This window comes from Rhodovulum sp. ES.010 (assembly GCF_900142935.1).
Classification (GTDB): Bacteria; Pseudomonadota; Alphaproteobacteria; order Rhodobacterales; family Rhodobacteraceae; genus Rhodovulum.
Window position 1 is genome coordinate 1,129,493 of sequence record NZ_FSRS01000001.1, and the last position, 21,788, is coordinate 1,151,280.

Consider the following 21,788-nt stretch of genomic DNA (forward strand, 5'->3'; position numbering starts at 1 on the left):
GTTCGCCTCACGATATAGGGCTTTTCGACGCGGGTGAAGGGGCGGTCCCATGCAGACGCCCCCTGCGACAGCGCACGGAGCAGAACCGCACGCTGTCCCAGTCCTTCGCCCATTTGCGGCGCCAGGCAAAGGGCCGGCCGCAGGAGGCGCAGGTCTTGGTCGGCAAATCTGCCTTGCGGCGCATTTTCGGCACAAACAACTCCCGTTCGGGTCAGGCCAACCGGCTGATCACCACCTTGACCTCGGGTCGCTTGCCGATCTCGTTCTCGGCGGTGCGGCGCGCGATGATGCGCAGGTCCTTTTCCAGGAGGTCGTCGTCGGTCAGCACCTTGTCGTCGGCCCGCGACAGGAACCGGTCCAGGGCCTGTTCCAGCAGCTCGGACAGCGCCGCCCCCCCCGGCACGGTCTCGGGCAGGCCCATGAGGTCTACCCAGGGCTCGCCCAGCGGTTCGTCGTCCTCGTCGAGCATCACCGACACCGTCAGGTGGCCGTTCAGCGCCATGCGGATGCGGTCGCGCACCACGCCGTCCAGCGCGCCGATCTGCGCCTTACCGTCGAGATACGTCCGCCCGGCCTCGACATGTTCGGCGACCTTCGGCGTCTTTCCCGTGAGATCCAGCATCGTGCCGTTCGGCGCCAACACCGCCGGCAGCCCGTTTTCCTCGGCCAGCTTGACATGCTCGCGCAAGTGCCGGTGCTCGCCATGCATCGGCACCACGACCTCCGGCTTCATCAACTGGTGGATCTGCGACAGGTCGGGCCGGTTGGCATGACCCGAAACGTGGTAGAGATCGGCGCTGTCATCGACCACGTCGACCCCCATTTCGGAAAACGCGTTGACGATGCGCAGCACGTCACGCTCGTTGCCCGGGATGGTCTTGGACGAGAACAGGAACAGATCGCCCTCCTTCAGGTCCAGCCCCATGTACTTGCCGCGCGATAGCTGCGCGGAGGCCGCGCGGCGTTCGCCCTGGCTGCCGGTGACGATCAGCATCAGGTTCTCGCGCGGGATGTCGGCGGCCTGTTCGGGGCTGATCGTGGTCGGGAAATCGGTCAGAACGCCCGATTCCACCCCGGCCTCGATCATCCGCCGCATCGCGCGGCCCATCAAGCAGACCGAGCGGCCCGCATCGCGGCCCGCCTCGGCCAGCGTCCGGACCCGCGCGATGTTCGAGGCGAAGGTGGTCGCCACGACCATGGCGGGCGCCCGTTCGACGAGTTGCCGGATCGCCGGACCCAGAGTCGCCTCGGACCGGCCCGGATGGGGCGAGAAGACATTGGTGGAATCGCAGGTCAGCACCTTGATGCCGGGCTTCGCCACCTCGGCCCAAAGCGCCCGGTCGAAGGGCTCGCCCACGAGCGGCGTAAGGTCCAACTTGAAGTCGCCGGTATGCACGATGCGGCCCGCCGGGCAATCGATCACCATCGACGAGCTTTCCGGGATCGAGTGCGACACCGGCAGGAAAGCCACCTCGAACGGGCCGGCCTCGACCCGGTAGGGCCAGCGGTCGACCACCGTCACCTGCTCGGGGTCCTGGCCGCGCTCCTCCATCTTGCGCGCGGCGTGATTGGCGGTGAAGGGCCGGGCATAGACCGGCGCTCCGAGCCGCCCCCAGGCGAGCCCAAGCGCGCCGACGTGGTCCTCGTGCGCATGGGTGATGAAGATCGCCTCCAGCCGGTCGCGGCGTTCCTCCAGCCAGGCGATGTCGGCATAGATCAGATCGACGCCGGGCGTGGTGTCCATGTCGGGGAAGGTCACGCCGATATCGACGAGGATCAGCCGCTCCTTCCCCGGCGCGCCATACCCGTAGACATAGGCATTCATCCCGATTTCCCCGGCGCCGCCGAGGGGAAGGTAGATCAGTCGTTCTTTGCCGCTCATGCTGCCCCGTTCGCTTTGTTGTAGGCGTGAATCACGGTCAGACCGTGCATGGTAAGGTCGTCCTCGACGGTGTCGAACAGCACGTCGCCCTGCGCGAAAAGCGGCGCGAGGCCCCCGGTACCGACGATCCGCATCGGCGCGTCGTATTCGCCGCGGATGCGGGTGCAGATCTCGCGCACCAGCCCGACATAGCCCCAGAACACGCCCGACTGCATGCAGGCCACCGTGTTGGTGCCGATCACCGCCTGGGGTTTGGTCACATCCACATGCGGAAGCGCCGCGGCAGACATGTGCAGCGCCTCCAGCGACAGGTTCACCCCCGGCGCGATCACGCCGCCGACATACGCCCCGTCATGGGCCACCACGTCGAAGGTGGTCGCGGTGCCGAAATCCACCACGATGAGGTCACCGCCGTGGCGGTTGTGGGCGCCGGCGGCGTTCACCAGGCGGTCGGGGCCGACATTGGTGCCGGCATCCACCCTGGGCGGCCGGGGCAACAGGCATTCGGGCTTGCCCACGACCAAGGGGCGCGCGCCGAAATAGCGGTCGGCAAAGACCCGCAGGTTGAAGACCACACGCGGCACGGTGGAGGAGATGATGACGTCGGTGATCTCCGCCTCGATCCGGTGATGCGCGATCAGCGTCGAGAACCAGGTGAAATACTGGTCGGCGGTGCGGGTGTGCTCGGTGGCGGTGCGGAGCGTGCAGAGAAACCGCGCACCATCCCAGATCGAGAAGACGGTGTTGGTGTTGCCGCAATCGATGCAAAGAAGCATGGTCGCCCCGTCAGAAGAAGACATCGGCCGCGGCAATGGCGCGCGGCCCATCCGAAGTCTCTAGGACAAGCTGACCGTCCTCGTCCACCGTGACGAAGGTGCCGGCGATCTGTTCATTGCTGGTGCGCGCGGTGATCGTGCGGCCCCGCCGCGCCGCACGCTCCAGCCAGGCGGCACGCAACGGGCCGAAGCCATGTGCGCGGAAGAACGCGCCCTGGTGGGCCAGGTGTTCGGCGAGGAAGGCGAGGAATTCCAACGGGTCGACGGGTTCGCCGGTGACCTCCGCCAGGGTCGCAGGCCGCGGCGCGCCGGGCTCCAGCGCGACATGCGTGGGCGCGGTGTTGAGGTTCACCCCGATCCCGATGGCCAGCCGCGCGACGGGCCCGCCGGCCCCGTCCGCTTCAAGCAGGATGCCGGCGAGCTTGCCCCCTTTCAGCAGCACATCGTTCGGCCATTTCAGCGTGACAGCGTCGCGATTTAGGACGTAGGCCGTAAGCGTCGCATACAGCGCGTAGGACGCCACGAAGGAATAGAGCGCCGCCTGCGCCGGCCCGCAGCCCGGGTCCATCACCAACGTCGCCGACAGGTTTCCCTCGGGCGCAGCCCACGTCCGGCCGCGGCGCCCCACGGCGGCGGTCTGGCGGCGCGCGGCGATCCAGGTCGGGCGCGCCAGCGGCCCGCGGCGGCGCGCCTCGGCCATTGTGCTGTCGGTCTCGTCGAGCAAGATCAGGTCGTGGCCGGCCGGCCAGTGCCAGCCGCCCTGCCCGGCCGCCGCCTCAATTGACAAGGGTTTCCGCCGCGCTCAGCGCCAGCCCCTCGACCCCAAAGAGGTTGACGACCCCCGCCACCATCGCGAAGGCCGAGATCATCAGCACGCCCCAAAGCACCGGCGGCATCCGGCTGTCGAGCCGCGGATCGCCTTCCTCGCCGAAATACATGTAGAAGACGATGCGCAGGTAGTAGAAAGCGCCCACCACCGAGGCGATGACACCCGCGACCGCCAGCCAGATCAGCCCGGCATCGACCGCGGCCCGGACCACGTAGAACTTGCCGAAGAAGCCTACCAGCGGCGGCACGCCGGCAAGGCTGAACAGCAGCACCAGCATCGCCAGCGCCTTCAGCGGTTCGGTGGCCGACAGCATGTTGAGGCTGCGGATATCGGTGACCGGTTGGCCGTCCTTCTGCATGCTGAGGATGAAGGCGAAGGTGCCGACGCTCATGGTCACGTAGATCGCCATGTAGATCAGCATCGCCTGCACGCCGAGCGCCGTTCCGGCTGCCAGCCCCATCAGCGCGTAGCCCATATGCGCGATCGAGGAATAGGCCATCAGCCGCTTGATGTTGCGCTGGCCGATGGCGGCCACCGCCCCCAGTGCCATCGACAGCAGCGACAGCACCGCCACGACCTGCCCCCAGTCGCCTGGCACCGCGCCGAACGCGTCGTGCAGGATTCGCGCGAACAGGCCCATCGCCGCCATTTTGGGCGCGGCCGAGAAGAAAGCCGTGACCGGCGTCGGCGCGCCCTCGTAGACATCGGGCGTCCACATGTGGAACGGCACCGCCGAGACCTTGAACGCCAGACCGGTGATCATGAAGACCAGCCCGATCAGAAGCCCGATCGGCATGTCCCCCTCGTTCAGCGTGGACAGGATTCCCGAGAACAGCGTGGTGCCCGCATAGCCGTAGGTCAGCGAGGCGCCATAGAGCAGGAGGCCCGAGGAGAGCGCGCCGAGTATGAAATACTTCAAGCCCGCTTCCGTCGACCGGAGGCTGTCACGCCGCAGCGACGCGACCACGTAGAGCGCGAGCGATTGCAGCTCGAGCCCCATGTAGAGCGTCATCAGGTCATGGGCCGAGACCATCAGCATCATGCCGATCACCGCCAGCGTGACGAGGATGGGGAATTCGAACAGCAGGGAGCGCGACCGCTGCATGTGCTCGACGCTCATCAGAAGCACGGCCCCGGCAGAGACAAGAATGATCACCTTGGCGAAGCGGGCAAAACCATCGTCCACGATGGCGCCGCCAAAGGCAGCGCGCGCCTCGCCTGCGGTTACCCCTGTCCAAGCGGCCAGCGCGAAGAACAGGCCTGCGGTTACCCAGACCAGCAAAGGGGCGGCGCGGTCCTTCACCGTGTAAACGCCGACGAGCAGCGCAAGCATCGCGTAGACCGCAAGGGCGAGTTCCGGCAGGACGACGGTCAGGTCGGTCGTGATCATCGCGTTCCCCTCAGTTCTGCGCGAGCCGCGTCGCGGCCTCGGCCTCGATCAGCGCGGTCTGGTAGTTCGACAGCAGCGCCTCGACCGAGGGCCCGATGATGTCGGTCACCAGCGCGGGATAGACACCCAGCAGCAGCGTCATCGCCACCAGCGGCGCGAAGATCGCGCGTTCCCGCAGGTTCATGTCCTTGATGGCGCGCAAGCTCTCCTTGATCAGGTCGCCGAACACCACCCGGCGGTAGAGCCACAGCGCATAGCCCGCCGACAGGATCACCCCGGTGCAGGCTACCGCAGCGACCCACGTGTTGACCTGGAACACGCCCGCCAGCGTCAAGAACTCGCCGACGAAGCCCGATGTGCCCGGCAGGCCGACATTCGCCAGCGTGAACAGCATGAACACGAAGGCATAGACCGGCATCCGGTTGACGAGGCCGCCATAGGCGTCGATCTCGCGGGTGTGCATCCGGTCGTAGATCACGCCGACACAGAGAAACAGCGCACCCGAGATAAAGCCATGGGAAATCATCTGGAAGATCGCGCCATCGACGCCCTGCTGGTTCGCGGCGAAGATGCCCATGGTCACGAACCCCATGTGCGCGACCGAGGAATAGGCGATCAGCTTCTTCATGTCGTTCTGGGCGAGCGCCACCAGCGAGGTGTAGACGATGGCAATGGCCGACAGCCAGAACACCAGCGGCGCCCAGATATCCGAGGCTACCGGGAACATCGGCAGGGAAAAGCGCAAAAAGCCGTAGCCGCCCATCTTCAGCAGGATCGCGGCCAGCACCACGGACCCGGCGGTGGGCGCTTGGACGTGCGCATCGGGCAGCCAGGTATGCACCGGCCACATCGGCATCTTGACCGCGAAACTCGCGAAGAAGGCCAGCCACAGGAAGGTCTGCATGCCACCGACGATGGTCTTGCCGCCGATCACGATATCGCCCGCGCTGAACTGATGCTTCAGGAGCGTCGGGATGTCGGTGGTGCCCGCGTCGACATACATCGCCACCATGGCCACCAGCATCAGCACCGAGCCTAGGAAGGTGTAGAGAAAGAACTTGAAAGTGGCGTAGATGCGTTCCTTGCCGCCCCAGATGCCGATGATGAGGAACATCGGGATCAGGCCGCCCTCGAAGAACAGGTAAAACAGCACGAGGTCGAGCGCGGTGAAAACGCCGATCATCAGCGTTTCCAAGAGCAGGAACGCGATCATGTATTCCTTGACGCGATGGGTTACGGTCCAGCACGCGCCGATGGTCAGCGGCATCAGGAAGGTCGTCAGCATCACGAACAGGATCGAGATGCCATCCACGCCCATCTTGTATTTCAGGCCCAGAAGCCAGTCGCGTTCCTCGACGAACTGGAAGCCGGGGTTCGACGGATCGAAGCCGAAGAGCACGAAGAGCGAGATCAGGAAGGTCGCGGTGGTGGCGATCAGCGCCAGCCACTTGGCGTTCTTCTGTGCCGCCTCGTCCTCGCCCCGCAGGAACAGCCCCAAGATCAGGGCCGCGATCAGCGGTGTGAAGGTGATGATGGAAAGGAGGTTGTCCATTTACCGCGCCCCCCCGGCCAGCATCATCCAGGTGATCAGGATCGCGATCCCGATCACCATGGCGAAGGCGTAGTGGTAGAGATACCCCGATTGCAGCCGCTGCGCGGCGCGGGTGAAGAACGGCACGATGCCCATCGAAACCCCGTTCACCGCACCGTCGATCACGCCACCGTCGCCCCCTTTCCAGAGCGCCCGGCCAATATTCTTGGCCGGGTTGACGAAGATCGCGTCATAGAGCTCGTCGAAATACCACTTGTTGAGCAGGAACAGGTACAGCGGCCGGAAGGTCCGCGCCGCCCGACCCGGAAGGTCCGGCGAGTTAATGTAGAACAGCCAGGCAAGCCCCAGTCCGAAGAGCATCGCCATGAAGGGCGAGACCTTGACCCAGGTGGGCGCGTGGTGCGCGTCGTCCATCACGTGGTTGTCGGGCGCCATGTAGAGCGCACCCTCGCCGGGCAGCGCGTAGGCCGCCTCTGCGGTGCCGTGGCCCGCCTCGGCGGCCTCGTGCACGGGGATGCCATAGAATCGGTTCACCTGATCGTGGTCGCCGAAGAAGCTGCCATACCAGACCATGCCCGCCAGCACCGCGCCCACGCTCAACGCGCCCAGCGGGATCAGCATAGTGCGCGGGCTTTCATGGGCATGGTCGTGGATGTGCTTGTCGCCGCGGGGCTCACCCCAGAAGGTCAGGAACACCAGCCGCCAGGAATAGAAGCTGGTCATGGCGGCCGCGGCCACCAGCGCCCAGAAGGCCACGGCGGGCCCGCCCGCCCAGGCGCTTTCGATGATGGCGTCCTTCGACAGGAACCCGGCAAACCCGACATAGGTCAGGGGAATGCCGACGCCCGTGATCGCCAGCGTGCCGATCAGCATGGCGTAGAAGGTGTAGGGAATCTTGTCCTTCAGCCCGCCATAGTTCCGCATGTCCTGCTCGTGATGCATGGCATGGATCACGCTGCCCGCGCCAAGGAACAGAAGCGCCTTGAAGAAGGCATGCGTCAGTAGATGGAACATCGCCGCCGAGTAGACTCCGACGCCGGCGGCCACGAACATGTAGCCGAGCTGCGAACAGGTCGAATAGGCGATGACGCGCTTGATGTCGTTCTGGACGAGCCCCACGGTGGCCGCGAAGAACGCCGTCGCCGCGCCGAGGACCACCACCATGGTCTTGGCGTCCGGCGCGAACTCCATGATCGGCGACATCCGGCAGATCAGGAACACCCCCGCCGTCACCATGGTTGCGGCGTGGATCAGCGCCGAGACCGGCGTCGGGCCCTCCATCGCGTCCGGCAGCCAGGTGTGCAGGAAAAGCTGCGCCGACTTGCCCATCGCCCCGATGAACAGCAGCACGCCGACCACGTTCGCCGCGTTCCAGGTGCCGTTGAGGAAGGTCAGCTCGGTCTCGCCGATCTCGGGCGCGGCGGCGAAGATGTCGTCGAAGCGCACGGAATCGACCAGGAAGAACAGCGCGAAGATGGCCAGCAGGAAGCCGAAATCGCCGACCCGGTTCACGATGAACGCCTTGATCGCGGCGGCATTGGCGGACGGCTTGCGGTAATAGAACCCGATCAGAAGGTAGGAGGCGACGCCGACGCCTTCCCAGCCGAAGAACAGCTGCACGATGTTGTCGGCGGTCACCAGCGCCAGCATCGTGAAGGTGAAGAACGACAGATACGCAAAGAAGCGCGGCTTGTAGACCTCGCCCTCGCGCCAGTTCTCGTCGTGGTCCATGTAGCCGAAGCTGTAGAGGTGGACGAAGGCCGAGACGGTAGTGACCACGATCAGCATGATCGCGGTCAGCCGGTCCACCCGGATCGCCCAGTCGGCCACCATCGTGCCGCTTTCGATCCAGCGGAAGATCTCAACCTGGCGCATCTCGCCGTCGAAGCCAAGGAACACCACCCAGGAGAACAGGCAGGACAGGAACACCAGCCCCGTGGTGGTCCACATCGCGGCCTTTTCCCCCAGCACCTTCCAGCCGAAGCCGCAAAGGATGGCCCCGATAAGGGGGGCGAAGAGGATGATCTTTTCCATGCTCGCTTACCCCTTCATCATGTTGATGTCGTCCACGGCGATGGACCCGCGGTTGCGGTAGAAGCAAACGAGGATGGCCAGCCCGATCGCGGCCTCGGCGGCGGCCACGGTCAGGACGAACATGGTGAAGACTTGCCCCACCAGGTCGCCCAGATGGGCCGAGAAAGCGACCAGATTGATGTTGACCGCCAAGAGCATCAGCTCGATCGACATCAGGATGACGATGACGTTCTTGCGGTTCACGAAGATCCCGAAGATGCCGATGACGAAGAGCGCCGCGGCCACCGTCAGGTAATGTTCCAGTCCGATCATTCCGTCCCTCCGGGCGTGTGTGCCCGCCTGTCGTTGCGCCCCGGGGTCACAGGCCCTGCCCCGGCTTCACGTCCTTCAGTTCCATCGCCTTGGCCGGGTCGCGATACATCTGCGCCAGGACGTTCTGGCGCTTGACGTTCGGCCGGTGGCGGAGCGTCAGCACGATCGCCCCGATCATCGCGACCAGCAGGATCAGCCCCGCGACCTGAAAGAGGTGGATATAGTCGTCGTAGATCAGATCGCCGAGCGCGGCGGTGTTGTGCCGGCCCTGCTCCTCGGGCAGCGGCGCGCGGCGCAATTCCACCACGCCGTCGGCGGTCTGCCAGGCCCCGAAGACCATCACCAGCTGTGCCAGGAACACCGCCCCGATCAGCCCCGCGATGGGCAGGTATTCCACCATGCGCGCCTTCAGTTCCGAGAAATCGACGTCGAGCATCATCACCACGAACAGGAACAGCACCGCGACTGCGCCCACGTAGACAATGACCAGCAGCATCGCCACGAACTCCGCGCCTAGGAGGACGAATAGGCCCGCCGAGGAGAGAAATGCCAGGATCAGCCACAGCACCGAATGCACCGGGTTGCGCGCCAGAACCACGAACAGCCCCGAGGCGACCGTGACCGTGGCGAAGCAGTAGAATGCGAAATCCGCGACGCTCATTCCTTGTCCTCCCCGGTTTCCTGTCGTTCGTCAAACACGGCCTGCGCGAGTTCCAGCGCGCGGCTCATCGCGGGGATGCCCCCCAGCATCGACATCTGGTAGATCACCTCGGCGATCTCGCGTTCCGAGGCGCCAGCTTCCAGCGCGTGGCGCACGGTCAGCTTGAACTGGGTGTCGGCCTGCGCCCCCAGCACCGTCAGCCCGGCGAGGACGACCAGCAGACGCGTCTTGGCATCCAGCCCCTCGGGGTTGAAGGTGTTGCCCCACATCATCTCCATGAAATCCTTGGGCATGGTGGGCATCAGCTTGTCGAACCCGTGCACCTGGAAGCTCTCCAGCGCGGGATTGAAGGCGCGGGCCATCTGGTGGCTCTGCTCCAGCATCTGCTGAAAGAGTTTCTCGTAACCACTCATCGGTAGGGCGCGTCCAGTTCCAGGTTGCGGGCGATCTCGGCCTCCCAGCGGTCGCCGTTCTCAAGCAGTTTCTGCTTGTCGTAGAACAGTTCCTCGCGGGTCTCGGTGGCGAACTCGAAATTCGGGCCCTCGACGATGGCATCCACGGGGCACGCCTCCTGGCAGAAGCCGCAATAGATGCATTTCGTCATGTCGATGTCATAGCGCGTCGTGCGGCGCGAACCGTCGTCGCGCGGCTCGGCGTCGATGGTGATCGCCTGCGCGGGGCAGATCGCCTCGCAGAGCTTGCAGGCAATGCAGCGCTCCTCGCCATTGGGATAACGCCGCAGCGCATGCTCGCCACGGAAGCGGGGGCTGAGCGGCCCCTTCTCGTGGGGGTAGTTCACCGTGGCCTTGGGTCGGAGAAAGTACTTCATCCCAAGCTTCAAGCCTTCGAGGAAGTCCATCAGCAGGAAGTACTTTCCCGCGCGTTTCCAGTCGATTGCGGTCATTACCCTTCCTCCGGGTCAAACGGAGCCGTACGTTCGATCGTCCAATGCCCAAGTGTCGGAACAACTTGTTCGGCATTTGGCGCATCAGGCTCTCGGCTCGAATTGATTACTTCAACCAGCTTACGCCGCGCATCGGACGCCGAACGGAACGATCCCTTCTTTTCTCCAGAGATCAGAAGCTCAAAGCAGTTCGAGCCGATCTGATCGATCACAACCTCCGACCCTAGAATTGTCTCGCGATATCGTGTGCACTGTTCCCGCATAGTTCAGCCTCCCACCGCCCAGCGCGCATAGGCGCCGCCGAACAGTTCAAATTTCGCAAGGAACGCCACGACAACCACCCAGATCAGCGACATCGGCAGGAACACCTTCCAGCCCAGCCGCATCAGCTGGTCATAGCGGTAACGCGGCACGATGGCCTTGACCATGGCGAAGAGGAAGAAGAACCCGGCCATCTTGAGCACCATCCACAGCGCCCCGTCCGGCAGGCCCGGAATGGGCGAGAGCCAGCCGCCGAAGAACAGCAGGGTCATCAGCGCGCACATCAGGAACATCGCGATGTATTCACCCGCCATGAACAGCAGGAAGGGCGTGGACGAGTATTCCACCTGGTAACCGGCCACGAGTTCCGATTCCGCTTCCGGAAGGTCGAAGGGCGGACGATTGGTCTCGGCCAGGGCCGATACGAAGAAGAGCACCACCATGGGCAGATGCGGCAGCCAGTACCACGAGAACAGCCCGAAGCTGCCGTCCTGCGCCGCGACGATGTCGCCGAAATTGAGGCTGCCCGTGGACAGGATCACCCCGATGATGATCAACCCGATCGATACCTCGTAGGAGATCATCTGCGCAGCAGATCGCAGGCTGCCGAGGAACGGGTATTTCGAATTGGACGCCCAACCGCCCATGATGACGCCGTAAACCTCGAGCGAGGAGATCGCGAAGACATAGAGGATCGCAACGTTAAGATCGGCCAGTACGAGCCTGTCGGAAAAGGGAATTGCGGCCCAGGCGAGCATCGCCATCACGAAAGAGATCAGCGGCGCCAGCAGAAACACCGGCCGGTCGGCGCCGGCCGGGATCACCACCTCTTTCACGACGTATTTCAGCGCGTCGGCCACGGTCTGCAGAAGCCCGAAGGCGCCCACCACGTTCGGGCCCTTGCGCATCTGCACCGCCGCCCAAATCTTGCGGTCACCGTAGACAAGGAACAGCAGCGAGATCATCACGAAGGCGATCACCATCAGCCCCTGCGCCATGATCGTCAGCGCGATCCCGAAGCCGCTATCCAGAAAATCCGCCATCTTGCCTCTCGTCCCTCAGACCGTCGGAATGTACTGCCCGGCGCAGTCGGCCAAGACCACCTCGGCATCGATCTGGCGCACGCCCGCGGGCAGCGCCGGTGACAACGTGTAGACCGCGTCGGCGACCCAGACACCGCCGCGCTCCGTCGTGATATTCGTGCGCACGCTGCGCAGGAAACCGAACCCCTGCCCCAGTGCAAAGGCCGCCGCCGCACAGCGGGCATAGGCTTCGACCGCCCCCGGCGCACCCGGATCGCTCATCCGCGCCGTCATGTTCACCAGATCGGTGTCGAGCACCACCGTCTCGACCCCCAGATACGCGGGCGCACGCGCCGTTGTGGGCTCGGCCGGCACACAGCCCGCCGTGCCGAGCCCGAGGCCCAGCGCGGCCAAGGCGATATGCGCGCGCGCCCCGGCCATGCGCCTATTCCGCGGCGAGCGGCGCGGCCGCCCGCGCCTTGGCATTCGCCGAAAGCTCGGCCATCAGTTGCGAGGCCCGCGCGATCGGATTCGTCAGGTAGAAATCCGCGATCGCGTAGCGGAATGCACCCTGCCCCAGGCGGCCCGGTGCAAGCGGCTGCCAGTCATTCGCGGGCACTTCGTCGATCAAGCCCAGATGCGGCACCGCCTTGACCAGCCGCTGGCGCAGTTGCGTTAGCGAGTCGTATGGCAGCGTCGCGTCGAATTGGGCGGACAGCGCGCGCAGGATCGCCCAGTTCTCCTTGGCCTCGCCCGGCGGGAACCCGGCACGCAGGGCCAGTTGCGGCCGACCTTCGGTGTTCACGAAGAGCCCCGGCTCCTCGGGATAGGCGGCACCCGGCAAGATCACGTCGGCGCGGTGCGCGCCGCGGTCGCCATGGCTGCCCTGATAGATCACGAAGGCGCCCGCGGGAATGTCGATCTCGTCGACGCCGAGATTATAGACCACATCCGCGCCGTCGAGCGCCGCCCCGATCCCGCCCTCGGCGACCGCACCGAGATCCATAGCGCCGACGCGGGCCGCGGCCGTGTGCAGCACCAGAAAGCCGCTCTCGGTCTCCTCGGCCAGCTTCATCGCCGCGGCCAGCACCGCCTCGCCATCCTCCCCGGTCAACGCCGCCGGGCCGACGAGCACCAGCGAGGGCACGTCGCGCATCTCCGCGTGCTCGCGCCCCAGCAGCCCCTCGAGCGCCGCGCGGTCGGAGCCGGCATGGACGACGTCATAGGTCAGGTCCAGTTCGGGGCCGATCGCCTCGACCCGTGCGCCCTGCATCCACGCCTTGCGGATCCGCGCGTTCAGCACAGGCGCCTCGGCGCGGGGGTTGCTGCCGATAAGCATGATGTGGCGCGCTTCGTCGATATCCTCGATCGCGGCGGTGCCGACATAGGCCGAGCGGTTGCCGGCGGGCAGCCGCGCACCGTCGGTGCGGCACTCCACCAGACCGCCCTGCCCCTCGACCAGTTCCTTCAGGGCGAAGGCCGGCTCCACGGCCACCAGATCGCCCACCAGCCCGGTCAGCTTCTTCGCCCCCTTGATCGCGCTAGCAGCGGCGGCCAGCGCCTCGGCCCAGCCGGCGGGCCTTAGCTTGCCGTTCTCGCGGATATAGGGCCGGTCGAGCCGCTGCCGGCGCAGACCGTCCCAGACGAAGCGGGTCTTGTCGGAAATCCACTCCTCGTTCACACCGTCATGGTTGCGCGGCAGGATGCGCATCACCTCGCGGCCCTTGGTGTCGATGCGGATGTTCGACCCCAGCGCGTCCATCACGTCGACGGTCTCGGTCTTGGTCAGTTCCCACGGCCGGGCGGTGAAGGCATAGGGTTTCGACGTCAGCGCGCCAACCGGGCAGAGGTCGATGATGTTGCCCTGCAACTCGCTGTCGAGGGTCCGGCCGAGATAGGAAGTGATCTCGGCATCCTCCCCGCGGCCGAGCTGGCCCAGTTCCGGCATCCCCGCCACCTCGGTGATGAAGCGCACGCAGCGGGTGCACGAGATGCAGCGCGTCATGCAGGTGCCCACCAGCGGGCCGAGATCCGGGTCCTCCACGGCGCGCTTGGGCTCGCGGTAGCGACTGAAGTCCACGCCGTAAGCCATTGCCTGGTCTTGCAGATCGCATTCCCCGCCCTGGTCGCAGATCGGGCAGTCGAGGGGATGGTTGATGAGCAGGAACTCCATCACCCCCTCGCGGGCCTTCTTGACCATCGGGCTTTTCGTCTTGACCACGGGGGGCTGGCCCTCGGGGCCGGGGCGCAGGTCCTTGACCTGCATCGCGCAGGAGGCCGCGGGCTTCGGCGGGCCACCGACGATCTCGACCAGGCACATCCGGCAGTTGCCCGCGATGGACAGCCGTTCATGGTAGCAGAAACGCGGAATCTCGACGCCGGCCTCCTCGCACGCCTGCAGCACCGTCATCGCGGGATCGACCTCGACCTCCCGGTCGTCGATGATGATCTTGCGTAGCTCGCTCATGGACATCTTCCCGTGACTGATGGCGCCCCGCGGGGCGCACGCTGGCCGCACCGGGGGCTCGGGCGCCTCCGCCAGTGGTTGAGAACCGCCGCGCCTGGCATCACTTCTCCCTCAGAAGAACGCCGACTTGGCTGTTGCGTTCGATCTCGCCCCTGCCAACGGGGCAGTAGCTGGCTCCCTGCCCGGGTGTCACGCCCTGCGCCGCCAGCCAGCGCCTCGCGGACTCTTCGACGCGCCGCTTCTCGGCCTTGTCGGTGACATAGGCCTCAATCTCGGCGTCGGAATAGCCGGCGGCATTGGCACGGCGCTTGAGCTCGCGCATGAAGCCGTAGGCGCGGAACAGGCGCGGCTCAATCATGCTGCAATTCTTGCGGATCATGTCGGCGATCGCGATCGCCGTCAGGCCGCGGTTGATTTCGGCATTGTCGCGCAGATGCGGCTTGGCCACCGCGGCATCGGCCGCGCCGGCGGTCAGCAGCGCGGCCAGGGCAGCGGTCAGGACGAGACGCATGGCACTGTGTCCCCCATCAGGCACCAAGGACGCAGACGCCCCCTCCGTGTCCGAGTTGGGAACGCCCGGCACCGCCCTGCAAGATGGGCACGGCCCGAAGCCGAGTATGCGGCCCGGCCCGATCACTCCGCCGCCACCGCGCTGGCGCGCCCAGTCTTGCGGGCCTTAATCCGGTCCTCGATCTCGTCGCGGAAATGCCGGATCAGGCCCTGGATCGGCCAGGCGGCCGCGTCGCCCAGCGCGCAGATCGTGTGCCCCTCGACCTGTTTGGTCACGTCGAAGAGCATGTCAATCTCCTCGATCTCGGCCTCGCCGGTGACCATCCGCTCCATCACTCGCATCATCCAGCCGGTGCCCTCGCGGCACGGGGTGCACTGACCGCAGCTTTCATGCTTGTAGAACTTCGCAAGCCGCCAGATCGCCTTGATGACATCGGTGGACTGGTCCATCACGATCACCGCGGCGGTGCCGAGGCCGGATTTCTGGTCACGCAGCCAGTCGAAATCCATGATCGCGTCGTCACAGGCATCCGCAGGGATCAGCGGCACCGAGGAACCACCCGGGATCACGGCCTTGAGATTATCCCAGCCGCCGCGCACGCCGCCGCAATGGGTGTCGAGCAGTTCCCGCAGCCCGATCGACATGCTTTCCTCGACGACGCAGGGGTGGTTCACATGGCCCGAGACCGCGAAGATCTTGGTTCCGGCATTGTTCGGCCGCCCGAAGCTGGCAAACCAGTCGCCGCCGCGGCGCAGGATCGTGGGCACCACGGCAATGGACTCCACGTTGTTCACCGTGGTCGGACAGCCGTAAAGCCCCGCCCCCGCCGGGAAGGGCGGCTTCATCCGCGGCATGCCCTTCTTGCCTTCGAGACTTTCCAGAAGCGCCGTTTCCTCGCCGCAGATGTAGGCCCCTGCGCCGTGGGTGAGGTAGAGGTCGAAATCCCAGCCCGACTTGGCGGCGTTCGCGCCCAGCAGCCCCGCGTCGTAGGCCTCGTCGATGGCGGCCTGCAGCGCCTCCCGCTCGCGGATATACTCGCCGCGGATGTAGATATAGGCCGCGTGCGCCTGCATTGCGAAACTCGCGATCAGGCAGCCCTCGATCAGCGTGTGCGGATCGTGGCGCATGATCTCGCGATCCTTGCAGGTGCCGGGCTCCGACTCGTCGGCATTCACCACAAGGTAGTGCGGCCTCCCGTCGCTTTCCTTCGGCATGAAGGACCATTTAAGACCGGTGGGGAATCCCGCCCCGCCGCGGCCCCTGAGACCGGATTTCTTCATCTCGTCGATGATCCCGTCCCGGCCCTTGGCGAGGATCGCCGCCGTGCCGTCCCAATGTCCCCGGGCGCGCGCGCCGGAGAGGCTACGGTCATGCATCCCGTAGAGATTCGTAAAGATGCGGTCCTGATCGGTCAGCATGGGTTATCCCTGTCGGTTCCGGCGCTCCGGCTGCGCATATCGAAGCGCTTGGCCTGCGCCCCGGCACAGGCTCCGGCGGTTCGCGCCGAAGCGACTGCACCTTGCGTGGCGGCCCTGTGAGCCGCCGCTGCGGGTCGGCGGGGCGAGACGCGCGCGGCCGATCATGCCTAGGGCCTCACAGCCCTTCGCGCCACTCTCGAACTTGCCCCCGCCACCCGTCTTCACGTTCACCTCAACAGACGTTTCCTATTCAACCTCGCCGCCCTTCGCGAGCGTATCGGCCTGGCCGACCCAGCCATCCCGGCTGACACGGCCCTTGAAGCCTTCCAGATGCTCATCCATCCAGGCGACCTCGTCGTCGCCCCACTCGGCGATCTGCGCGAAATGGTAGATTCCGAGTTCGTTCAACTGCCGTTCCAGCTTGGGGCCGACGCCCTTCAGCTTTTTCAGGTCGTCGGCGCCCGCGGCACGCGGCGCGGCCAGGGCCGCCGGGCGCTTGCCGACGTCTGCCGGGGCCGAAGCGGCTGGGGCGGGCTTCGGCGCGGCCGCGGGCTTGGGGGCCGGCGCCGGCTTCGCGCCCGATTTCGGCACCGTCGGCGCCGCTTTCACACCGCCGCCCGGCTTCGGCCGCTTGGGAATCTCGATCGCGTCATTCGCCACCTTGTAGGCCGCGCGCCGTTCCTGGATCGCGCGCATTTCAGCGCCCTTCTCGGCATGCTCCTCATCTGTCTGACAAAAGCTCGCGGTCAGGAACGCACCTGCCACAAGCCCGGTCCCCGCCCCACCGGCGAAGGACACCAGCGCCCAGAGGCCGAGCCAGTCGAGGAAGGCCATGGCGGTCAGGCCGATCACGGCGGCCAGCAGCCACCAGAAGATGGCGCATTTGAACTTTGCTTCACTGCGAGAAATGTTCATCTCTTCTCTCCGCTCCGACGGTTGTTCGTCCGGGCTCCTTTGTAACGCCTCAGTCGCCGTCTGTCTTGGCCTCTTCCGCCGCAGCACCGGCCCGCCGCCACGGGGTGATCAGGGGCACTTCGGTGCCATCGATTCGCTTGACCGTGTCGCCGATCCGGGTGGCGAGGTCCACCGATGCGTTCAGCTTCATGCTGCCCTCTGCCTCCTGCGTCAGACTGGTCAGCCCGCCGGCGGGTTCCGACGCGAACCGGCCCTGCTGCGGCCCCGGCGCAGGCACGCGGCCCGCCGCCAGTTCGTCGAGAATCCAGCCCAGTCGCTCGGCGGTCAGGTCCTCGTAGTAATCCTTGCCGATCTGCACCATCGGCGCGTTCGAGCACGCGCCCAGGCATTCGACCTCCTCCCAGCTGAACCGGCCGTCCGCCGACAGCGTGAACGGGGCGGCGGCAATCTTGTCCTTGCAGACGCCGATCAGGTCCTCGGCCCCGCAGATCAGGCACGACGTGGTCCCGCAGACCTGCACATGGGCCAGCGCGCCGAGCGGGGCCAACTGGAACATGAAGTAGAACGTCGCCACCTCGAGCGCGCGGATATGCGCCAAGCCTAGCATGTCGGCCACATACTCGATCGCGGGCCGCGTCAGCCAGCCCTCCTGCTCCTGGGCGCGCCACAGAAGCGGGATGATCGCGCTGGCCTGGCGCCCTTCGGGATACTTGGCGATCTGGGCCTCGGCCCATACCCGGTTTTCGGGCGTGAAGGCGAAGCTGTCGGGTTGCTCGTGGTGAAGACGGCGCAGCATCTTCGCTCCTACTGTGTCATGACGCAGAGAACGGGAATATTCGGGACGGACTTCTGGCCGGCCTCGCCCATGATTTCGGCGACCAGTACCTTCTGGCGCACATTCTGGTCCGTGGGCCTGTCCGCGATGAAGCAGAGGTAAAGCGCGTCGTCCTTGCGCAAGCCGTAGATCGCCTGGCCGGCACCCGATGTCGCGAAGGGCACGGCCCCCTCCACCACCAGCTCGGACGAATACCGATACGGGTTCGAGCCGACCTCGGCCGCAAATGTCGGAAGCGGCGAGACAGCAGCGGCAATGAGAAGCGCGCGGATCACCGGTCCACCTCCCCGAAAACGATGTCCAGCGTGCCGATGATCGCCGCCACGTCGGCCAGCTGGTGCCCGCGGCTGAGATGGTCGAACGCCTGGAGATGGAGGAAGCCCGGCGCGCGCAGCTTGGCGCGGTACGGGCGATTGGTGCCGTCCGCCACCAGGTAAACGCCGAACTCACCCTTCGGGGCCTCGACGGCGCAGTAGACGTCGCCTTCGGGCACGTGAAACCCCTCGGTGTAGAGCTTGAAATGATGGATCAGCGCTTCCATCGAGGTCTTCATGTGCCCACGCGTCGGCGGCGCGATCTTGCCGCGGTTCAACACCTCGCCCGGTTCCGCGCGCAGCTTCTCGCAGCACTGCCGGATGATGTGGGTCGACTGGCGCATCTCCTCCATGCGTACGAGGTAGCGGTCGTAGCAATCGCCATTCTTGCCAACGGGCACCTGGAAGTCGAACTCGTCGTAGCATTCGTAGGGTTGTGACCGGCGCAGGTCCCAGGCCATGCCCGAGCCGCGCACCATCACCCCGGAAAAGCCCCATTCGAGCGCCTCCTGCTCGCTGACCACGCCGATATCGGCGTTGCGCTGCTTGAAGATGCGGTTCTCCGTCAACAACCCGTCGATATCGTCCATGACCTCGGGGAACGCCTCGGCCCAGGCGTCGATATCGTCGACAAGCTGGGGCGGCAGGTCCTGGTGCACGCCGCCGGGCCGGAAATAGGCCGCGTGCAGCCGCGCCCCGCAAGCCCGCTCGTAGAACACCATCAGCTTCTCGCGTTCCTCGAAGCCCCAGAGCGGCGGGGTGAGCGCGCCCACGTCCATCGCCTGCGTGGTGACGTTCAAGAGGTGATTCAGCACCCGGCCGATTTCCGAATACAGCACGCGGATCAGCTGCGCCCGGCGCGGCACCTCGGTCTTCGTCAGCTTCTCGATAGCCAGGCACCAGGCGTGCTCCTGGTTCATCGGGGCGACGTAATCCAGCCGGTCGAAATAGGGCAGGTTCTGCAGGTAGGTCCGGCTTTCCATCAGCTTCTCGGTGCCGCGATGGAGCAGGCCGATATGCGGATCGGCGCGCTCGACGATCTCGCCGCCCAACTCAAGGACAAGGCGCAAAACGCCATGCGCAGCAGGGTGTTGCGGTCCGAAATTGATGTTGAAGTTGCGGATGCGCTGTTCGTCCGAACGCGCGTCGCTGAACGCGTTGTCCTTCATCTCACACCCCCACCCGTTGCGATTGCCACTCTGCCGGCAGACGCCCCAGCCGCTCGGCCACGAAGTCGTATTGCGGCGCGAGCCACGCCGCCGCCGCGGCCCGTTGCACGGCCGTCATCGACAGGTCCGGACCGGCATGCACCCGCACCTGCAACGCAGCCGCACGGGGACCGACCCCCAGAAAACCGCACAGCCGGTCGACCGCGCTCTGCGAGAACAGTTCTTCGTAGAAGCCAAGGAACAGGCGCGACGGATCGATCGCGTCCCAAAGCCGGGACAGCACGGCGCGGTAATCGCCCCGCGCGGCGATATGCGCTTCTCCCCCCTTGAGAACGCGCGCGAGAATACGCCGGGCACGCGGCCCCAAGGCCTCGCCGGGGGCGGCGCGGCGGTGCGCGATCATGCGCACATGGCTCCAAAGCCGCGCGACCGGGTCGCGCAGCAGGTAGACGAAGCGCACATCGGATGCCATGGCGGCCATCAGCCTCAGACGCGCCGCCGGCAACAGCGCATAGGCGGGCGTGATGTCGGCGACAAGGCGCCGTTCCCCGCGCCCCGCGCCGAGATAGTCCAGATAGGCGGCCTCGTCCCCCCGCGCCAGCGCCGCCGACCAGTCCGCCATGTCCTTGAGCCGCCGGGCACGCGCTTCGGCGCGCACGCGGTCCGCGGGAACTGGGCGGGCGGCCAACGCCGCACGCGCGCGGTCGATCTCGTCGCGGGCACGGTGCAGCCGCCCCGCCTCGAGCGCGTCGAAGTAATGCAACTCCTTGATGGCGCGCAGGTGGCACTCGGGATGCGCCTCTAGATAGCGGTAAAGCCAACTCGTGCCCGCCTTGGTGGCCCCGAGACCAAAGAGAAGGGTGGCTTGGGTCATCCCTGGCCCTTGGCCTCCTCTCCCTTGTCGTCGCCGGGAAGGATGTATTCGGCCCCTTCCCACGGACTCATAAAATCGAAGAGCCGGTATTCCTGCGTCAGCTTGACCGGCTCGTAGACGACCCGCTTCTGGGTCTCGGAATAGCGCACCTCGGTATACCCGGTGGTCGGGAAGTCCTTGCGCATCGGGTGCCCGCGAAAGCCGTAATCGGTGAGCAGGCGCCGCAGGTCCGGGTGGCCCGAGAAGATGATGCCGAACATGTCGAACACCTCGCGCTCGAACCAGTTGGCCGAGGGGTGGATCGACACGATCGACGGGATCATCTCATCCTCGCGGACCGCGCATTTCACCCGGATGCGCTGGTTCTGGTACATCGACAGGAAATGGTAGACCACGTCGAACCGCGCCTCGCGCTGGGGATAGTCGACGGCGGTGATGTCGACCAGCGTCGAGAAGCGGCAGGTGGCGTCGGCGCGCAGGAACTCTGCCAGACCGACGATCCGGCTGGGCGCGACCGTCACGTTCAACTCGTGCTGCGCCACCTCCCACGAGATCACGCAGTCCGGGCGGCGGGCCTGGATATGGGCCCCGAGTTCGTTAAGCGCCTCGTCCATGGCTTACCTCACGATCGTCCCGGTGCGCCGGATCTTCCGCTGAAGCTGCAGGATGCCGTAGAGCAGCGCCTCGGCGGTCGGCGGGCAGCCGGGCACGTAGATGTCCACGGGCACGATCCGGTCGCAGCCGCGCACCACGGAATAGCTGTAGTGGTAGTAGCCCCCGCCATTGGCGCAGGAGCCCATCGAGATCACGTAGCGCGGCTCGGGCATCTGGTCGTAGACCTTGCGCAGCGCCGGCGCCATCTTGTTGGTCAGGGTGCCGGCCACGATCATCAGATCGGACTGGCGCGGGCTTGCGCGCGGCGCGGTGCCGAAGCGTTCCAGGTCATAGCGCGGCATCGAGGTGTGCATCATCTCGACCGCGCAGCAGGCCAGTCCGAAGGTCATCCAGTGCAGCGACCCCGTGCGCGCCCAGTTGATGATGTCGGACGTCGAAGTCACCAGGAAGCCGCGGTCCTGCAACTCGGCGTTCAGCGCCTGGGTCGCGTGCTCGGAATCGGCGCCGGCGGTGGTAGGGTTGGTCGTCACTCCCATTCCAGCGCCCCCTTCTTCCATTCATAGGCGAAGCCGACGGTCAGGACAGCGAGGAACACCATCATCGACCAGAATCCCACCATCCCGATCGTGCCGAAGGACACCGCCCAGGGAAACAGGAAGGCGATCTCGAGGTCGAAGATAATGAACAGAATCGCCACGAGGTAGAACCGGATATCGAAGGTCATGCGCGCGTCGTCGAAGGCGTTGAACCCGCATTCATAGGCCGACAATTTTTCCGGGTCCGGGTTGCGCACCGCGATCACCACGGCCGACAGCATCAGGAGTAGGCCGAGGCCGATCGCCATGCCGAAGAAGATGGCGACAGGGAGGTAGTTGCTCAGAAGCTCATCCACCGGGTTCTCCCTTCCGTCGTTTCCCGCGCATTCTTGTATCTCGCGCGCGTGTTTTCTTCTACCGACGTTAGCCGGGCGGCCGGTGCCGGGTCAACACGACACCGGACCGGCGTGTCGCCCTTCTGTTATCGCGGCCAGACTGAAATGTATACGGT

General features: G+C 65.8%; 24 protein-coding genes and 1 pseudogene. All 25 read right to left on the reverse strand.

Features of this window, described 5'->3' with window-relative positions:
* Positions 1 to 7: 7 nt before the first annotated feature.
* On the reverse strand, positions 8 to 184 hold the full coding sequence (locus BUR28_RS05670; protein ID WP_083626469.1) for a DUF2256 domain-containing protein: 177 nt from the start codon (positions 182 to 184) through the stop codon (positions 8 to 10).
* A gap of 27 nt (positions 185 to 211) precedes the next feature.
* Complete coding sequence (locus tag BUR28_RS05675) at positions 212 to 1,882, reverse strand: ribonuclease J (protein ID WP_074219239.1); 1,671 nt, start codon at positions 1,880 to 1,882, stop codon at positions 212 to 214.
* Positions 1,879 to 2,658, reverse strand: a complete 780-nt coding sequence (locus BUR28_RS05680; protein WP_074219240.1) for a type III pantothenate kinase — start codon at positions 2,656 to 2,658, stop codon at positions 1,879 to 1,881. Before BUR28_RS05680 ends, BUR28_RS05675 begins: the two co-directional genes overlap by 4 nt.
* 10 nt (positions 2,659 to 2,668) lie before the next feature.
* Positions 2,669 to 3,445 (reverse strand): biotin--[acetyl-CoA-carboxylase] ligase, encoded by a 777-nt coding sequence (locus BUR28_RS05685; protein ID WP_083626470.1) that lies wholly within the window; start codon positions 3,443 to 3,445, stop codon positions 2,669 to 2,671.
* Positions 3,435 to 4,877: an NADH-quinone oxidoreductase subunit NuoN gene (gene nuoN, locus BUR28_RS05690; RefSeq protein WP_074219241.1), complete on the reverse strand. Its 1,443-nt coding sequence runs from the start codon at positions 4,875 to 4,877 to the stop codon at positions 3,435 to 3,437. Before nuoN ends, BUR28_RS05685 begins: the two co-directional genes overlap by 11 nt.
* Positions 4,878 to 4,887: 10 nt before the next feature.
* Positions 4,888 to 6,429: an NADH-quinone oxidoreductase subunit M gene (locus BUR28_RS05695; RefSeq protein ID WP_074219242.1), complete on the reverse strand. Its 1,542-nt coding sequence runs from the start codon at positions 6,427 to 6,429 to the stop codon at positions 4,888 to 4,890.
* Positions 6,430 to 8,463, reverse strand: coding sequence for an NADH-quinone oxidoreductase subunit L (nuoL, locus tag BUR28_RS05700; RefSeq protein WP_074219243.1), 2,034 nt, complete (start codon positions 8,461 to 8,463; stop codon positions 6,430 to 6,432).
* 6 nt (positions 8,464 to 8,469) lie between these two features.
* Positions 8,470 to 8,775, reverse strand: a complete 306-nt coding sequence (gene nuoK / locus BUR28_RS05705; protein ID WP_074219244.1) for an NADH-quinone oxidoreductase subunit NuoK — start codon at positions 8,773 to 8,775, stop codon at positions 8,470 to 8,472.
* Between the two features lie 46 nt (positions 8,776 to 8,821).
* Positions 8,822 to 9,436 carry an NADH-quinone oxidoreductase subunit J gene (locus BUR28_RS05710; RefSeq protein WP_074219245.1) on the reverse strand — a complete coding sequence of 205 codons (615 nt, stop codon included), beginning with the start codon at positions 9,434 to 9,436 and terminating at the stop codon, positions 8,822 to 8,824.
* The gene (locus BUR28_RS05715; RefSeq protein WP_074219246.1) at positions 9,433 to 9,849 is read right to left on the reverse strand and encodes a carboxymuconolactone decarboxylase family protein; all 417 of its coding nucleotides are present in this window, start codon (positions 9,847 to 9,849) and stop codon (positions 9,433 to 9,435) included. The genes BUR28_RS05710 and BUR28_RS05715 overlap by 4 nt, the downstream gene beginning before the upstream one ends.
* Positions 9,846 to 10,340 (reverse strand): NADH-quinone oxidoreductase subunit NuoI, encoded by a 495-nt coding sequence (gene nuoI, locus BUR28_RS05720; RefSeq protein ID WP_074219247.1) that lies wholly within the window; start codon positions 10,338 to 10,340, stop codon positions 9,846 to 9,848. Before nuoI ends, BUR28_RS05715 begins: the two co-directional genes overlap by 4 nt.
* A complete protein-coding gene (locus BUR28_RS19295) occupies positions 10,340 to 10,552 on the reverse strand; it encodes a hypothetical protein (RefSeq protein ID WP_139307496.1) in 213 nt (70 codons plus the stop codon). Before BUR28_RS19295 ends, nuoI begins: the two co-directional genes overlap by 1 nt.
* 54 nt (positions 10,553 to 10,606) lie before the next feature.
* Positions 10,607 to 11,644, reverse strand: coding sequence for an NADH-quinone oxidoreductase subunit NuoH (nuoH, locus tag BUR28_RS05725; protein WP_074219248.1), 1,038 nt, complete (start codon positions 11,642 to 11,644; stop codon positions 10,607 to 10,609).
* A gap of 15 nt (positions 11,645 to 11,659) precedes the next feature.
* On the reverse strand, positions 11,660 to 12,064 hold the full coding sequence (locus BUR28_RS05730) for a hypothetical protein (RefSeq protein WP_074219249.1): 405 nt from the start codon (positions 12,062 to 12,064) through the stop codon (positions 11,660 to 11,662).
* Between the two features lie 4 nt (positions 12,065 to 12,068).
* Entirely contained in the window at positions 12,069 to 14,090 is a 2,022-nt protein-coding gene (gene nuoG / locus BUR28_RS05735) for an NADH-quinone oxidoreductase subunit NuoG (RefSeq protein ID WP_074219250.1), read from the reverse strand.
* A 100-nt stretch (positions 14,091 to 14,190) separates the two neighbouring features.
* Entirely contained in the window at positions 14,191 to 14,601 is a 411-nt protein-coding gene (locus tag BUR28_RS05740) for a DUF5333 domain-containing protein (protein WP_074219251.1), read from the reverse strand.
* Between the two features lie 122 nt (positions 14,602 to 14,723).
* A complete protein-coding gene (nuoF, locus tag BUR28_RS05745) occupies positions 14,724 to 16,019 on the reverse strand; it encodes an NADH-quinone oxidoreductase subunit NuoF (RefSeq protein WP_074219252.1) in 1,296 nt (431 codons plus the stop codon).
* Positions 16,020 to 16,265: 246 nt separating this feature from the next.
* The gene (locus BUR28_RS19940; RefSeq protein WP_175566908.1) at positions 16,266 to 17,021 is read right to left on the reverse strand and encodes an NADH:ubiquinone oxidoreductase; all 756 of its coding nucleotides are present in this window, start codon (positions 17,019 to 17,021) and stop codon (positions 16,266 to 16,268) included.
* Positions 17,017 to 17,730, reverse strand: a pseudogene (gene nuoE, locus BUR28_RS05755) (NADH-quinone oxidoreductase subunit NuoE); the annotation flags it as partial. The gene BUR28_RS19940 and the pseudogene nuoE, both read right to left, overlap by 5 nt.
* Before the next feature lie 8 nt (positions 17,731 to 17,738).
* Positions 17,739 to 18,044 carry a hypothetical protein gene (locus tag BUR28_RS05760; RefSeq protein ID WP_074219254.1) on the reverse strand — a complete coding sequence of 102 codons (306 nt, stop codon included), beginning with the start codon at positions 18,042 to 18,044 and terminating at the stop codon, positions 17,739 to 17,741.
* Entirely contained in the window at positions 18,041 to 19,252 is a 1,212-nt protein-coding gene (locus BUR28_RS05765; protein WP_074219255.1) for an NADH-quinone oxidoreductase subunit D, read from the reverse strand. The genes BUR28_RS05760 and BUR28_RS05765 overlap by 4 nt, the downstream gene beginning before the upstream one ends.
* 1 nt (position 19,253) lies before the next feature.
* The gene (locus tag BUR28_RS05770; protein WP_074219256.1) at positions 19,254 to 20,126 is read right to left on the reverse strand and encodes a sulfotransferase; all 873 of its coding nucleotides are present in this window, start codon (positions 20,124 to 20,126) and stop codon (positions 19,254 to 19,256) included.
* The gene (locus tag BUR28_RS05775; protein WP_074219257.1) at positions 20,123 to 20,740 is read right to left on the reverse strand and encodes an NADH-quinone oxidoreductase subunit C; all 618 of its coding nucleotides are present in this window, start codon (positions 20,738 to 20,740) and stop codon (positions 20,123 to 20,125) included. Before BUR28_RS05775 ends, BUR28_RS05770 begins: the two co-directional genes overlap by 4 nt.
* A 3-nt stretch (positions 20,741 to 20,743) precedes the next feature.
* Positions 20,744 to 21,277, reverse strand: coding sequence for a NuoB/complex I 20 kDa subunit family protein (locus BUR28_RS05780; RefSeq protein WP_074219258.1), 534 nt, complete (start codon positions 21,275 to 21,277; stop codon positions 20,744 to 20,746).
* Entirely contained in the window at positions 21,268 to 21,585 is a 318-nt protein-coding gene (locus tag BUR28_RS05785; protein ID WP_371441610.1) for an NADH-quinone oxidoreductase subunit A, read from the reverse strand. Before BUR28_RS05785 ends, BUR28_RS05780 begins: the two co-directional genes overlap by 10 nt.
* Positions 21,586 to 21,788 lie beyond the last annotated feature (203 nt).